This window comes from Isoptericola sp. NPDC060257 (assembly GCF_042726645.1).
In the GTDB taxonomy this organism is placed as follows: domain Bacteria; phylum Actinomycetota; class Actinomycetes; order Actinomycetales; family Cellulomonadaceae; genus Isoptericola; species Isoptericola nanjingensis.
Map to the genome: position 1 here is coordinate 1 of NZ_JBHXAW010000106.1, position 12,964 is coordinate 12,964.

General features: G+C 74.5%; 15 protein-coding genes. 10 read left to right on the plus strand and 5 right to left on the minus strand.

Going from position 1 to position 12,964, the window contains the following annotated elements; translation table 11 throughout:
• Positions 1-38 precede the first annotated feature (38 nt).
• The 3 genes from hisH (at position 39) to ACFWEK_RS10675 (ending at position 2,340) form a co-directional block, all read left to right on the plus strand.
• Positions 39-743, plus strand: coding sequence for an imidazole glycerol phosphate synthase subunit HisH (hisH, locus tag ACFWEK_RS10665; RefSeq protein WP_430554034.1), 705 nt, complete (start codon positions 39-41; stop codon positions 741-743).
• A 77-nt stretch (positions 744-820) separates the two neighbouring features.
• On the plus strand, positions 821-1,552 hold the full coding sequence (gene priA, locus ACFWEK_RS10670) for a bifunctional 1-(5-phosphoribosyl)-5-((5-phosphoribosylamino)methylideneamino)imidazole-4-carboxamide isomerase/phosphoribosylanthranilate isomerase PriA (RefSeq protein WP_430554029.1): 732 nt from the start codon (positions 821-823) through the stop codon (positions 1,550-1,552).
• Complete coding sequence (locus ACFWEK_RS10675) at positions 1,549-2,340, plus strand: SseB family protein (RefSeq protein ID WP_430547398.1); 792 nt, start codon at positions 1,549-1,551, stop codon at positions 2,338-2,340. The genes priA and ACFWEK_RS10675 overlap by 4 nt, the downstream gene beginning before the upstream one ends.
• 7 nt (positions 2,341-2,347) lie before the next feature.
• On the opposite strand, the gene ACFWEK_RS10680 is transcribed toward ACFWEK_RS10675, so the two are convergent.
• From ACFWEK_RS10680 to ACFWEK_RS10700, 5 genes are all read right to left on the minus strand, one after another.
• The gene (locus tag ACFWEK_RS10680) at positions 2,348-3,157 is read right to left on the minus strand and encodes a S1C family serine protease (protein WP_430554030.1); all 810 of its coding nucleotides are present in this window, start codon (positions 3,155-3,157) and stop codon (positions 2,348-2,350) included.
• Positions 3,154-3,735: a hypothetical protein gene (locus ACFWEK_RS10685; RefSeq protein WP_430547400.1), complete on the minus strand. Its 582-nt coding sequence runs from the start codon at positions 3,733-3,735 to the stop codon at positions 3,154-3,156. Before ACFWEK_RS10685 ends, ACFWEK_RS10680 begins: the two co-directional genes overlap by 4 nt.
• Before the next feature lies 1 nt (position 3,736).
• Positions 3,737-4,123, minus strand: a complete 387-nt coding sequence (locus tag ACFWEK_RS10690) for a DUF1844 domain-containing protein (RefSeq protein WP_430547401.1) — start codon at positions 4,121-4,123, stop codon at positions 3,737-3,739.
• Positions 4,124-4,244: 121 nt separating this feature from the next.
• Positions 4,245-5,762 (minus strand): catalase, encoded by a 1,518-nt coding sequence (locus tag ACFWEK_RS10695; RefSeq protein ID WP_430547402.1) that lies wholly within the window; start codon positions 5,760-5,762, stop codon positions 4,245-4,247.
• A gap of 43 nt (positions 5,763-5,805) precedes the next feature.
• Positions 5,806-6,273 (minus strand): Fur family transcriptional regulator, encoded by a 468-nt coding sequence (locus ACFWEK_RS10700; RefSeq protein ID WP_430547403.1) that lies wholly within the window; start codon positions 6,271-6,273, stop codon positions 5,806-5,808.
• Positions 6,274-6,579: 306 nt separating this feature from the next.
• Between ACFWEK_RS10700 and infC the strand changes: the two genes are divergently transcribed.
• The 7 genes from infC to ACFWEK_RS10735 form a co-directional block, all read left to right on the plus strand.
• Complete coding sequence (infC, locus tag ACFWEK_RS10705) at positions 6,580-7,620, plus strand: translation initiation factor IF-3 (protein ID WP_430554031.1); 1,041 nt, start codon at positions 6,580-6,582, stop codon at positions 7,618-7,620.
• A 104-nt stretch (positions 7,621-7,724) separates the two neighbouring features.
• Positions 7,725-7,919 carry a 50S ribosomal protein L35 gene (rpmI, locus tag ACFWEK_RS10710; RefSeq protein ID WP_079576291.1) on the plus strand — a complete coding sequence of 65 codons (195 nt, stop codon included), beginning with the start codon at positions 7,725-7,727 and terminating at the stop codon, positions 7,917-7,919.
• A gap of 90 nt (positions 7,920-8,009) precedes the next feature.
• Entirely contained in the window at positions 8,010-8,393 is a 384-nt protein-coding gene (gene rplT / locus ACFWEK_RS10715) for a 50S ribosomal protein L20 (protein ID WP_079576292.1), read from the plus strand.
• Between the two features lie 57 nt (positions 8,394-8,450).
• Complete coding sequence (locus tag ACFWEK_RS10720) at positions 8,451-9,308, plus strand: TrmH family RNA methyltransferase (RefSeq protein WP_430547405.1); 858 nt, start codon at positions 8,451-8,453, stop codon at positions 9,306-9,308.
• A 165-nt stretch (positions 9,309-9,473) separates the two neighbouring features.
• Positions 9,474-10,145 (plus strand): 2'-5' RNA ligase family protein, encoded by a 672-nt coding sequence (locus ACFWEK_RS10725; RefSeq protein ID WP_430547406.1) that lies wholly within the window; start codon positions 9,474-9,476, stop codon positions 10,143-10,145.
• Between the two features lie 174 nt (positions 10,146-10,319).
• Complete coding sequence (gene pheS, locus ACFWEK_RS10730; protein ID WP_430554032.1) at positions 10,320-11,408, plus strand: phenylalanine--tRNA ligase subunit alpha; 1,089 nt, start codon at positions 10,320-10,322, stop codon at positions 11,406-11,408.
• Positions 11,408-12,964: phenylalanine--tRNA ligase subunit beta (locus tag ACFWEK_RS10735; protein ID WP_430554033.1), on the plus strand; the 1,557-nt coding region annotated here is incomplete at its 3' end. The genes pheS and ACFWEK_RS10735, both read left to right, overlap by 1 nt.

Consider the following 12,964-nt stretch of genomic DNA (forward strand, 5'->3'; position numbering starts at 1 on the left):
ACGCGTACACGCCCGACGCCGTCGCCGACGTCACCCGCATCGTCACGGCCGGCGCGGGCACCCTCGGCGCGCCGGAGAAGGTCCGCCCCACCAAGAAGGTCGTCGTCCTCGACTACGGCTTCGGCAACGTCCGCTCGGCCGTGCGCGCCCTCGAGCGGGTGGGGGCCGACGTCGAGCTCACCGCGGACCTGACGCGGGCCGCGGAGGCCGACGGGCTGGTGGTGCCGGGCGTCGGCGCGTTCGCCGCGTGCATGGCCGGGCTCCGCGCCGTCCGCGGCGACCAGGTGATCGACCGGCGCCTCGCCGGCGGGCGCCCCGTGCTGGGCATCTGCGTCGGCATGCAGGTCATGTTCGACGCCGGCGTGGAGCACGGGGAGCGGGCCGAGGGCCTGGGCGAGTGGCCGGGCGTCGTCGAGCGCCTCGACGCCCCGGTCGTGCCCCACATGGGCTGGTCGCCCGTGGAGACCCCCGAGGGCTCCCGCCTCTTCGCGGGGGTGGAGCACGAGCGGTTCTACTTCGTGCACTCGTACGCGGCGCAGCAGTTCACCCAGGGGCACGACGGCGACGCGGACCCGCGCTACACGCCGCCGCTGGTCACCTGGGCGCGGCACGGCGCGCCGGGCTCCGAGGCCCGGTTCGTCGCCGCCGTCGAGAGCGGACCGCTCGCCGCCACGCAGTTCCACCCCGAGAAGTCCGGCGACGCCGGCGCGACCCTGCTCGAGAACTGGGTCCGCTCGCTCTGAGCGTCGTCGGTCCGATCACCGCCGCACCCGAACCCGCCGTTCCAGAACCCGCAGTCGTAGAACCTGGAGACACCCTGATGACCGACCGCCTCGTGCTGCTGCCCGCCGTCGACGTCGCCGACGGCCAGGCCGTCCGCCTCGTGCAGGGGGAGGCCGGCTCCGAGACGTCCTACGGCGACCCGCTGGCCGCCGCCCGCGACTGGCAGGCGGGCGGCGCCGAGTGGATCCACCTCGTGGACCTCGACGCGGCGTTCGGTCGTGGCTCGAACGCCGACCTGCTCGCGCAGGTCGTGGCCGAGCTCGACGTCCAGGTGGAGCTGTCGGGCGGCATCCGTGACGACGCCTCGCTCGAGCGCGCCCTCGCCACGGGCGCGCGCCGCGTCAACATCGGCACCGCCGCCCTCGAGGACCCGGAGTGGACGGCGCGCGTCATCGCCGAGCACGGCGACGCCGTCGCCGTCGGCCTCGACGTGCGCGGCACGACGCTGGCCGCCCGCGGCTGGACCCAGGAGGGCGGCGACCTGTGGGAGGTGCTGGCGCGCCTGGACGACGCCGGCTGCTCCCGGTACGTCGTCACGGACGTGACCAAGGACGGCACGCTGCGCGGCCCGAACGTCGACCTGCTGGGGGAGGTCGCCTCGCGCACCCCGGCGAAGGTGGTCGCGTCGGGCGGGATCTCGTCCCTCGCCGACCTGGAGGCGCTGCGCGCCCTGGTGCCGGACGGCGTCGAGGGGGCCGTGGTGGGCAAGGCCCTGTACGCCGGCGCGTTCACGCTGCCCGAGGCGCTCGACGTGGCGGGCCGGCCGTGACGGCCGAGGGCGGCCGTGCCCTGCCCGGGCACCTGAAGTCGATCCAGCCGACGTCGCAGTTCGCGGGCGACGACGGCTCGGCCGACGCCGAGCTCGCCGCGCTGCTGCGTGCGCACGCCGCCGGCACCGGGTCGCTGGAGGACGTCGTGCGGCGACTCGCCGTCACCCGGGTGCTGGTGCCCGTCCTCGCGGAGCTCGCCGTCGCCGACGTGGTCGAGCACGAGACGGCCGGCGGCACGCAGGAGCTGCACGTCGACAAGGAGGCCGCGGCCGGCGTGGTGGCGATCGAGGTGCCCGACGGTCGCCGGGCGCTCCCCGTCTTCACGTCGGTCGACGCGATGACGGCGTGGCGCGCAGACGCGCGTCCCGTCCCGGTCGAGGCCGCCCGTGCCGCCCTCTCGGCGGTGAGCGAGGACTGGTCGCTGCTGGTCGTGGACCCGGCCGGGCCGGCGACCGCCCTCGTGCCCCGTCCGGCGGTCTGGGCGCTCGCCCAGGGCGAGGAGTGGCGCCCGGCGCTCGTCCCCGCGGGCCCGGACGGCGCGCTCGAGGTGGAGCCGGACGTCGCCGCGGCGGTCGCGGACGCCGCCGCGCCGGTGCAGCACGTGGTGCGCGCGCACGCCGAGCGCGGGCGCCGCGCCGAGGTCGCCGTCGTGCTCGCCCTCGACCCGGGCCTGGACCGGGCGGGGCTGGACCGCGTGCTCGCGCAGGTGAACGCCCGCCTCGGCGCCTCGACGGTGATCTCCGCCCGTGTGGACTCGCTCGAGCTGCGGGTGGGCGCGGCGCGCTGACCCCGTCCTAGCGCGTCGGCGTCGCGGACGGCCCGCCGTCGGAAGGCTGCCCGGACGGCTGGGCGCACGGCGGCAGCGCCCGGAACCCGTCGGCGTCGTCCAGCAGCCGCTCCAGGGTCGACAGCGGTACCAGCAGCGAGCGGCCGTCGGAGGTCTTCGCGTACACGACGCCGATCACCCGGCCCTGCTCGTCGAGCGCCGCCGACCCCGACGAGCCCGGTTCGACCGGGGCGTCGGTGAGCAGCACCTCGCCCAGGTTCTCGTGGAGCGGGTCGGTGGTCGGTCCGATGACCTCGCCCGCGGTGATCGTCAGCTCGCCGCCCTCGGGATAGCCGACCACCGTGACGGCGTCGCCGGGCCGCGGGTCGGCGTCCGCGAGCGTGGGATGGCTGGGCAGCGGGTCCGCGGTGCGCACCAGGGCGAGATCGGCCAGCGCCGCGCTGCCCGCGGCGGAGACCTCGAGGTCGCGCCCGTCGTAGGTGCTGACCTCCAGCGACTCCGAGTCGGCCACGACGTGCCGGTTGGTGACGAGCGTGTGCTCGTCGACGGCGAACCCCGACCCGGTCGACAGCCCGTCGCAGCCCACGTTCCGGATCCGCACGGCCATCCGCTGCACGGCGTCGAAGCCGTCGGGGGACAGGCCCTCTGCGCCGTCGGGCGCGAGCGAGGCGGGGGCCGACGGCGCGACGCGCGTGGGGACGACGTCGTCCGGCACTTCGGGCGGCAGCGAGGGAAGCACCCCGCAGCCGGCGAGCGTCGCGGCGAGGAGGAGGGCCGGCGCCGGGCGCAGGCCGCGCGAGCGGCCCGGTCGGGTCACTGCTCGAGCTCCTGCTCGAGCTGGTCGTTCGCCTTCGAGGCCTGCCGGCACAGGGTCTCGACGTCCGAGGCGAACCGGTCGAGGTCCTTCGCGTCGTAGGAGCCGCGGTCCTCGAGGTACGTGATGAGCTGCGACTGGGCGTCGACGCAGTCGCCGAGCGCCGTGGTCACGACGCCGGCCGCCTCGCTCACCCGCCGCTGGTAGTCGAGGTACTGCTGCGAGGCGACGTTCTCGTCGCCGAGCTGGGCCTTCTCGTTGGCGAGGTCGGTGATGCGAGCCGTCGCGGTGGCGAGCTGCTCGCGGGCCGCGACGAGCTCGGCGTCGGTGGCGTCGAGCTCGGCGTCGAGGGCCGCCACCCGGTCGGCATACCCCCGCGCCTCGTCCTCCCAGGCCGCGCTGTGCGCCTGCCAGCGGGTGGTGGTCACCCACAGGTACGCGCCGATGCCGAGCGCCCCGGCGAGCAGCACGGCCAGGACGACCACGGCCGTGCGCCGGTCGCGGCGTCGAGCGGGTGCGCCGGCCTCCGGCGGGGGCGGCGGGCGGTCCGGGGGCGGCGGCCAGGCGGACGGGGCGGACATCTCAGACGACGGAGCCCGTGAACTTCTCGCCGGGGCCCTCGCCGGGAGCGTCCGGCACGACCGACGCCTCGCGGAACGCGAGCTGCAGGGACTTCAGCCCGTCGCGCAGCGAGCGCGCGTGCTGGTTGCCGATGTCGGGGGCGCTGGCGGTGACGAGCGCGGCCAGGGCGGTGATCAGCTTGCGGGCCTCGTCGAGGTCCAGGTGCCCCTGGGCGTCGGCGTCCTCCGCCAGGCCGCACTTCACGGCGGCGGCGCTCATGAGGTGCACGGCTGCGGCGGTGATGACCTCGACCGCGGCGACGTCGGCGATGTCACGGGTGGCGTCGTCGGCCGCGTGGGTGTTCGTGGGGGTGGTCGCGGGGGAGGAGGCGTCGGGCGAGGTGCTCATGGGGTCCATCTTCGCATCGGGCGGGACCGCGACGGCCCGCCGGGACGGCGAGGCCGGGCCCCGCGGGGGACCCGGCCTCGGTGCGCGGGCGACGGCGGAGGGCCCGCCGTCGCCCGCCCTGTCAGATCCCGACGGGCTCGACGTCCGGGCCCGAGCCGGCGGCGGCCGGCGAGGGCACGTGACCCGCGGACACCTCGGCGCGGAGCTTGGCGCCGAGCTCGGCGTCCACGTTCGTCCAGTACTGGAAGAACCGCTCGCGGATCTCGTCGATCGTGATGGCGAGGCCCTGGCCGGTGAGCGTCTCGAGGAACCGCGCCTTGGCACCGTCGTCGAAGACCTCGCGGTACAGGGTGCCCGCCTGGCCGAAGTCGTCGTCCTCGGCGTGCAGGGTCTGCGCGGCGCGCACGAGCTCGCCGTCCGACTCCCACGAGGACTCGACGCCGCGCGCCGGGTCGGCCACGGGGCCGCCCTGGGTGCCGAACGAGTTCGGCGTGTAGACGCGGTGCTCGGGGCCGTTGAAGTGGTACTGCATGCTGCCCTGGTGCATGTAGTTCGCGACCGGGGCGGCGTGCGGCTGGTTCACCGGCAGCTGGTTGTAGTTGGTGCCGATGCGGTAGCGCTGCGCGTCCGGGTAGGAGAAGACGCGGGCCATGAGCATCTTGTCGGGCGAGATGCCGGTGCCCGGCACCTGGTTGCCGGGCGAGAACGCGGCCTGCTCGATCTCCGCGAAGAAGTTCTTCGGGTTCCGGTTCAGCGTGAACGTGCCGACCTTGATCAGCGGGTAGTCCGCGTGCGGCCAGACCTTCGTCATGTCGAACGGGTTGAAGCGGTAGGTCTTGGCGTCCTCGTACGGCATGACCTGGACCTTGACGTCCCACGAGGGGTGCTCGCCGCGCTCGATGGCCTCGTACAGGTCGCGGCGGTAGTAGTCCGCGTCCTCGCCGGCGATCCGCTCGGCGTCCTCGGACGACATGTGCTCCACGCCCTGCTGGGAGATGAAGTGGTACTGCACCCAGAAGCGCTCGCCCTCGGCGTTGACCCACTGGTACGTGTGCGAGCCGTAGCCGTTGAGGTGGCGCCACGACTTCGACAGGCCGCGGTCGCCCATGACGTAGGTGACCTGGTGGGCCGACTCCGGGGAGAGGGTCCAGAAGTCCCACTGCATGTCGGCGTTGCGCAGGCCGGAGGCGCCGAGGCGCTTCTGGGAGTGGATGAAGTCCGGGAACTTCATCGCGTCGCGCAGGAAGAAGACCGGAGTGTTGTTGCCGACGATGTCGAGGTTGCCCTCGGTCGTGTAGAAGCGCAGCGAGAAGCCGCGCACGTCACGCCAGGTGTCGGGGGAGCCCTGCTCGCCCGCGACGGACGAGAAGCGCAGCAGCGTCTCGCTCTTCGCGCCCTTCTGGAAGACGGCCGCGCGGGTGTACTGCGAGACGTCCTCCGTGACGACGAGCTCGCCGAACGCGCCGCCGCCCTTGGCGTGCGGGTTGCGCTCCGGCACACGCTCCCGGTTGAAGGAGGCGAGCTTCTCGACCAGGTAGCGGTCGTGCAGGACGGTGGGCCCGTCCGCGCCCAGCGTGAGGGACTGCGCGTCGCTCGCGACCGGGGTGCCGGTCTGCGTCGTCGTGAACGGCGTCGTCATGTGATGACGTCCTTTCTCAGGGGGGTTCCGGTTCGGTCCGGTTTCAGATGGTCGTGCCGGGGCCGGCTGCCGGGACGGGGTCGGCGGCCGAACCGTCGGCACAGTCGGGGCACAGGCCCCAGAAGGTGACCTCGGCGAGGTCGACGGCGAACCCGTGGGACGCGCTGGGCGTCAGGCAGGGCGCGTGCCCCACGGTGCAGTCGACGTCGGCGACGGCACCGCACGAGCGGCACACCACGTGGTGGTGGTTGTCGCCGGTGCGGCGCTCGTAGCGTGCGGGGTGCCCGGCGGGCTCCATGCGGCGCAGGAGACCGGACGAGGTGAGCGCGTGCAGGCAGTCGTAGACCGCCTGCACGGACACCGAGCCGAGGTCGGCCCGCACCGCGCGCACGACGTCGTCCGCGGTGGCGTGCTGGTGCTCGGAGAGCGCGCGCAGGACGGCGAGCCGGGAACCGGTGACGCGCAGGCCCCGCTCCCTCAGCAACGTCTCGTCCGTGCTCGCCGTGGTCATGGCCGCGACCCTGCCACACTTTCTGGAACGATTCCAGTAAAGGTCGCGACGTGGACGGTCGAGACGCTCGCCACACCGGCCGGCCCCGCGGCCATCCCGTGCTAGCCTTGACAGCTGACCGACCTGGGTCCATCGGCACGTCGCTCTACGGAGCGGCTGCAGGGCTCAGGTGCATCAAGTGGATCTCATCCCACCCGAGCACCGACCGAGCGCCCCCGGGGCGCCGACAGGGGCCGGGTCCCGGTCGGGCGCCTCTCGTGGGCGTCCGCCTCGGTCGCCGGAGCGCTCGCGCCCCGGCGTCGGTAGATGGCCTCCACCTGTGCTCAGGTCGGGGGCCTTTCCCGTCCCTGGCGGTCTACCGACGAGTTTAGGAGCATCACCATCAGCGAGCCTCGCATCAACGATCGGATCCGCGTCCCCGAGGTCCGACTCATCGGCCCGGGCGGGGAGCAGGTCGGCGTGGTCGCCACGGGAGTCGCCCTGAAGCTTGCCCAGGACGCCGACCTCGACCTCGTCGAGGTGGCCCCGGACGCCCGTCCGCCCGTCGCCAAGCTCATGGACTACGGCAAGTTCAAGTACGAGTCGGACATGAAGGCGCGCGAGGCGCGGCGCAACCAGGCGAACACGGTCCTCAAGGAGATCCGGTTCCGCCTGAAGATCGACCCGCACGACTACGGCACCAAGAAGGGCCACGTCGTCCGCTTCCTGGAGGCCGGCGACAAGGTCAAGGTCATGATCATGTTCCGCGGTCGTGAGCAGTCGCGCCCCGAGATGGGCGTGCGGCTTCTGCAGCGTCTCGCGGAGGACGTCTCGGACCTCGGCTTCGTCGAGTCGATGCCGAAGCAGGACGGCCGCAACATGACCATGGTGCTCGGCCCGGTGAAGAAGAAGGCCGACGCCAAGGTCGAGCAGCGCAAGCGGTCCAGCGAGATCAACGCGCAGCGCAAGACCAAGTCCGAGGTCAAGGCCGAGGCCCGCGCCCAGGCCGCGCCGGCGCAGCCGACGACGGAGCCCGAGCCGACGGAGCCCGAGGTCGAGGCGCAGGAGGCTCCGGCCCCCGAGGCCGCGCAGCCGGCGCCCGCCCCGCGCGCCGAGACGAAGCCTGCCGAGTCGAAGCCTGCCGAGACGAAGCCCGCCGCAGCGCCGGCCGCCCCGTCGAAGCCCGCGACGTCGAAGCCTGCGGCCGCGGCGAAGCCGGCCTCCGCGCCGGCCAAGCCGGCGGCGGCCCCGAAGCCCGCGACCCCGGCGAAGCCCGCCGCGGCGACGCCGAAGCCCACGACGCCGAGGCCCGCCACCCCGCGGCCGCCGGCGCCGCGGCCGAAGCCGAGCCCCCGCGCAGGTCGCTGAGGCCGCACCGCAACGTCCATCTGGCACCGGGCCGCTCGCCGGCCCCGGTCCGCACCACGTCCCCGCCACCCGGCGGGTGACCGACACGAGGAGAGACGGCAGTCATGCCGAAGAACAAGACGCACTCCGGCGCCAAGAAGCGCTTCCGGGTCACCGGCAGCGGCAAGATCATGCGGGAGCAGACGAACGCTCGCCACTACCTCGAGCACAAGTCCAGCCGCCGCACGCGTCGTCTGGCCCAGGACCAGGTGGTCTCGGCCGCCGACGTCAAGACCATCAAGAAGCTGCTCGGCAAGTGACGCCCTCGGCGGTCCGCTGAGTCCGGTGACACCACCGGGACGCACGACCGCCGGGTCCACTTCCGGCCCCGACACTGCAAGGAGCATCACGTGGCACGCGTGAAGCGGGCGGTCAACGCCCACAAGAAGCGCCGTACGACCCTCGAGCGCGCCAGCGGCTACCGCGGCCAGCGTTCGCGCCTGTACCGGAAGGCGAAGGAGCAGGTCACCCACTCCCTCGTCTACTCGTACCGCGACCGCAAGGCGAAGAAGGGCGACTTCCGCAAGCTGTGGATCCAGCGCATCAACGCTGCGTCCCGCGCGCAGGGTCTGACCTACAACCGCCTCATCCAGGGCCTCAAGGCTGCTGGTGTCGAGGTCGACCGCCGCATGCTCGCCGAGCTCGCGGTCAACGACGTGGCGGCGTTCAACGCGCTCGTCCAGGTCGCCAAGGACGCGCTGCCGGCCGACGTCAACGCGCCGAAGGCCGCCTGAGCCACCCCGCTCAGCACCCCGGACGCCCGGACACCCCCCGACCTGTCGATGCCGCGCATGATCTCAGGCATCCCCGACGTGACGCTCGCGAACCCGCGGGCGGACCGGGTCAAGCAGGTCAGGGCGCTGTCCGGGCGTCCTGCGCGTTCCCGGCACGGACAGTTCCTCGTCGAGGGGCCCCAGGGCGTGCGTGAGGCCGTGCGCCACGCGGCCGCCGACGTCCGGGACGTCTACCTCACGCCCGCCGCCGCGGAGCGCTACGCCGAGATCGTCGACGCGGCGCTCGGCGCCGGGCTGCACCTGCACGTCGGCACGGCCGAGGTGCTCGAGGCGATGAGCCCGGACGCGCAGGGCGTGCTCGCGGTGGTGCGCACCACCGCGCTCGGCCTCGACGACGCCCTGGCCGGCGTCACCTCGCGGCCGCTGCTCGTCGCGGTGCTCGCGAACGTCCGCGACCCGGGCAACGCCGGCACGGTGATCCGCGCGGCCGACGCGGCGGGCGCGGACCTCGTCGTCCTCGCCGGCGAGAGCGTGGACGTCCACAACCCCAAGGTGGTGCGCTCCACCGCCGGCTCCCTCTTCCACCTGCCCGTGGTCACGGGCCTGCCCCTGGCCGACGCCGTCGCCGTCGTCCGCGCCGCGGGCTGCGTCGTCCTCGCCGCCGACGGCACGGGCGAGCACGACCTCGACGACCTGCTCGACGTGGCGGGCGGCCCGGCCGTCGACGCCGGGCAGCCGGACCTGGCGGGCTCGAGCGCCTGGGTCTTCGGCAACGAGGCATGGGGCCTGCCCGAGGCCGACCGTGCGCTGGCCGACGCCGTCGTGCGCGTGCCGATCCGCGGCCGCGCGGAGTCGCTCAACCTGGCCACCGCCGCCACGGTCTGCCTCTACGCGAGCGGGCGCGCGCAGCGCTGACGCCGCACGCCGCCGCGTCGTCGTCGCGCCGGCCGAACGCCCCGGCCCGGCGTGGGACAGCCCGCTCGCCGGCGGTCGCGAGGGCGGCGGTCGGTCCGGACCCTGCCCGGCGCCGGTCGCGCGCCGCCCGGGGCGGCCCGTGCCGGGGCGTGGCACGATGCGCGGATGCGCCTGTTCACGGCCGTGTACCCCTCCGCCGACGCCGGCGACCACCTGGAGCTCGCCCTCGCCGGGGTGGGCGGCGCCGCTCTCTCCGACCCGGGCCGCGGCCTGCGCTGGGTGGCGCCGGAGCAGCGCCACGTCACCCTCGCCTTCCACGGCGAGGTGCCGGACGGAGCCGTGCCGGACTACGTCGAGGCGCTGGGGATCGCCCTGGCCGACGTGCCGCCGTTCGCGCTGGCCCTGAGCGGCGGCGGCACCTTCGGGGGGCGGACGCTCTGGGTCGGTGTGGCCGGGTCGGTCGACGACCTGCGGCGCGCCGGCGAGCTCGCGCAGGACGCCGCCGTCGGCGCGGCGGGCCTGCCCGCCTCCGACCGCACGTCGGGACGGCCGCACCTCACGGTCGCGCGCGCGACCCTGCGGGCGGCGGAGGGCCGGCGGAGGGTCGACGGCGCCCGCGGGGGGACGCGTGGCCCGCGCGGGCGCGAGCCGGAGGCGTCGCCCCTGGTGCCGTGGGCGCGGGCGCTGGCCGTGTACCGCGGCCCGTCGTGGGAGGTCGGCGCCGTGCACGTCGTCGCGTCCCGGCTCGGCGAGGGACGGTCGGGGGGTCCGCTGCACGACGACGTCGCCGTGATCCCCCTGGCGGACCGGGACGGGACGGGACGGCCCGTGCCATGATGGGTGCGTGACACGCCGCGACCGCCGATTTACCGGGCCCGCCACGGGCCCGGCCCCGGCGACGCCCGCGCGCTGAGCGCGGTACCGCGGACGCCGACCTGACCGGCCCGGGCGGGCACATAAACTGACCCCGCCGCCCACACCCTTCGCAGGGCCCCTCTCAGGAAGGCACGCATGTCCACGCCCGCACCCACCCCAGAACCCGGCATCGAACGGCAGAGCCCCGACCCGCTGGACGTCGCGGCGCTCGACTCCGCCGTCGACGAGGCCCTCGCCGCGGTCGCCGCCGCGCGCGACCTCGACGAGCTGAAGGCGGTCCGCACCGCGCAGACCGGGGACAAGAGCCCGCTCGCGCTCGCCAACCGTGCCATCGGGGCCCTGCCGGGGCCGGACAAGGCCGCCGCCGGCAAGAACGTCGGCCCGCGCCGCGGGCGCGTGAACCAGGCGATCGCCGCGCGCCAGGCCGAGCTCGAGGCCGAGCGCGACGAGCGCGTCCTGGTCGAGGAGACGGTCGACGTCACGCTGCCGACCGACCGCCGCCCCGTCGGGGCGCGGCACCCGATCGAGCTGGTGCAGGAGCGCATCGCCGACTTCTTCGTGGGCCTCGGCTGGGAGATCGCCGACGGCCCCGAGGTCGAGGCGGAGTGGTTCAACTTCGACGCGCTGAACTTCGACCCGGACCACCCCGCGCGGCAGATGCAGGACACGTTCTACGTGTCCGGCGAGGGGGACAAGCCGTCGAACCTCGTGCTGCGCACGCACACGTCGCCGGTGCAGTCGCGCTCGATGCTGGAGCGTGGCGTGCCGCTGTACATCGCGTGCCCGGGCAAGGTGTTCCGCACCGACGCGCTGGACGCCACGCACACGCCCGTCTTCCACCAGGTCGAGGGCCTGGCGGTCGACAAGGGCCTGACGATGGCGAACCTCGTGGGCACCCTCGACGCGTTCGCGCGCGCCATGTTCGGCCCGGAGGCCCGCACGCGCCTGCGCCCGAGCTTCTTCCCGTTCACGGAGCCCAGCGCGGAGATGGACCTGTGGTTCCCGCAGAAGAAGGGCGGCGCCGGCTGGATCGAGTGGGGCGGCTGCGGCATGGTCAACCCGAACGTGCTGCGCGCGGCCGGGATCGACCCCGAGGAGTACCAGGGCTTCGCGTTCGGGATGGGCATCGAGCGGACGGCGATGCTGCGCCACTCGATCGCGGACATGCACGACATCGTGGAGGGCGACGTGCGCTTCTCCACCCAGTTCGGGACGGAGATCTGATGCCCCGCATCGTCACTGACTGGCTCGGCGAGCACGTCGAGCTGCCGGCGGACCTCACCGCGGAGCAGCTCGCGGCGGCGCTGGTGAGGGTCGGCCTGGAGGAGGAGGAGATCCACCCCGCCGCCGTCACCGGCCCGCTCGTCGTCGGGCGCGTGCTCGCGCAGACGCCCGAGCCGCAGAAGAACGGCAAGACCGTCAACTGGTGCCTGGTCGACGTCGGCCCGGAGCACAACGCGACGCAGATCAAGGGCGTCGACGACGCCGACGTCCCCGCGGGCGGCGCTCGCGGTGTCATCTGCGGCGCGCACAACTTCGGCGTGGGGGACTACGTCGTCGTGTCGCTGCCGGGCACCGTGCTGCCCGGCGGCTTCGCCATCGCGGCGCGCAAGACCTACGGTCACGTCTCCGACGGCATGATCTGCTCGGTGCGGGAGCTCGGCATCGGGGACGACCACGACGGCATCCTCGTGCTCACGCGCGCGGGCTTCGACGCCGCCGACCTCACGCCCGGCCAGGACGCGATCGCCCTGCTCGGCCTCGGCGACGAGGTGCTCGAGATCAACGTGACCCCGGACCGCGGGTACGCGTTCAGCTACCGCGGCGTGGCGCGCGAGTACGCCCACTCCACGGGCGCGCGGTTCACCGACCGCGGGCTGCCGGAGAACCTCGTCACGCCCCCGCCCGCCCCGACGGCCGACGGGTTCGTCGTCGAGGTCGACGACGTGGCGCCGATCCACGGGCAGGTCGGCTGCGACCGGTTCGTCACGCGCGTCGTGCGCGGCATCGACCCCGCCGCGCCCACCCCGCCGTGGATGAAGCGCCGCCTCGAGGGCTCGGGCATGCGGTCCATCTCCCTGGCCGTCGACGTCACCAACTACGTGATGCTCGACCTGGGCCAGCCGCTGCACGCCTACGACCTCGGCAAGGTCGCGGCGCCGATCGTCGTCCGGCGTGCGGCTCCCGGCGAGCGCCTCACGACGCTCGACGACGCCGACCGCACGCTCGACGCCGAGGACCTGCTCATCACGGACTCGCCCGCGGGCGAGCGCGGCGCTCGCGTGCTCGGGCTGGCCGGCGTCATGGGCGGTGCGTCGTCGGAGGTGAGCCCGACGACGACGGACGTCCTCGTCGAGGCGGCCCACTTCGACCAGATCACCGTGGCCCGCACGGCGCGGCGGCACCGGCTGCCGTCCGAGGCCGCCAAGCGGTTCGAGCGCGGCGTGGACCCGCGCCTGCCTGCCGTCGCGGCGCAGCGCGTGGTCGACCTGCTCGTGGAGCTCGGCGGCGGCACCGCGGACGCCGCGGTGAGCGACCTCGACACCACGACCGCCGCCAAGCCGGTGCGTCTGGACGTCACCCTGCCGACGCGCCTGTCGGGCGTGGAGTACGACCGGGCCACCGTGGTCGGCATCCTCGAGCAGATCGGCTGCACCGTGACGGACGCGGTCGCCGGGGCCAGCGTGGACGCGGTCCGCGTGACGCCGCCGTCGTGGCGCCCCGACCTCACCGAGCCGGCCGCGCTGGTCGAGGAGGTCGTGCGGATCGCGGGCTACGAC

What these genes read in the sequence shown, in the direction of transcription:
- priA (WP_430554029.1), top strand. Translation starts at nt 821, where the DNA reads ATGACCGACCGCCTCGTGCTGCTGCCCGCCGTCGACGTCGCCGACGGC.
- ACFWEK_RS10685 (WP_430547400.1), bottom strand. Translation starts at nt 3,735, where the DNA reads ATGTCCGCCCCGTCCGCCTGGCCGCCGCCCCCGGACCGCCCGCCGCCC.
- ACFWEK_RS10690 (WP_430547401.1), bottom strand. Translation starts at nt 4,123, where the DNA reads ATGAGCACCTCGCCCGACGCCTCCTCCCCCGCGACCACCCCCACGAAC.
- ACFWEK_RS10695 (WP_430547402.1), bottom strand. Translation starts at nt 5,762, where the DNA reads ATGACGACGCCGTTCACGACGACGCAGACCGGCACCCCGGTCGCGAGC.
- ACFWEK_RS10700 (WP_430547403.1), bottom strand. Translation starts at nt 6,273, where the DNA reads ATGACCACGGCGAGCACGGACGAGACGTTGCTGAGGGAGCGGGGCCTG.
- infC (WP_430554031.1), top strand. Translation starts at nt 6,580, where the DNA reads ATGGCCTCCACCTGTGCTCAGGTCGGGGGCCTTTCCCGTCCCTGGCGG.
- rpmI (WP_079576291.1), top strand. Translation starts at nt 7,725, where the DNA reads ATGCCGAAGAACAAGACGCACTCCGGCGCCAAGAAGCGCTTCCGGGTC.
- ACFWEK_RS10720 (WP_430547405.1), top strand. Translation starts at nt 8,451, where the DNA reads ATGATCTCAGGCATCCCCGACGTGACGCTCGCGAACCCGCGGGCGGAC.
- ACFWEK_RS10725 (WP_430547406.1), top strand. Translation starts at nt 9,474, where the DNA reads ATGCGCCTGTTCACGGCCGTGTACCCCTCCGCCGACGCCGGCGACCAC.
- pheS (WP_430554032.1), top strand. Translation starts at nt 10,320, where the DNA reads ATGTCCACGCCCGCACCCACCCCAGAACCCGGCATCGAACGGCAGAGC.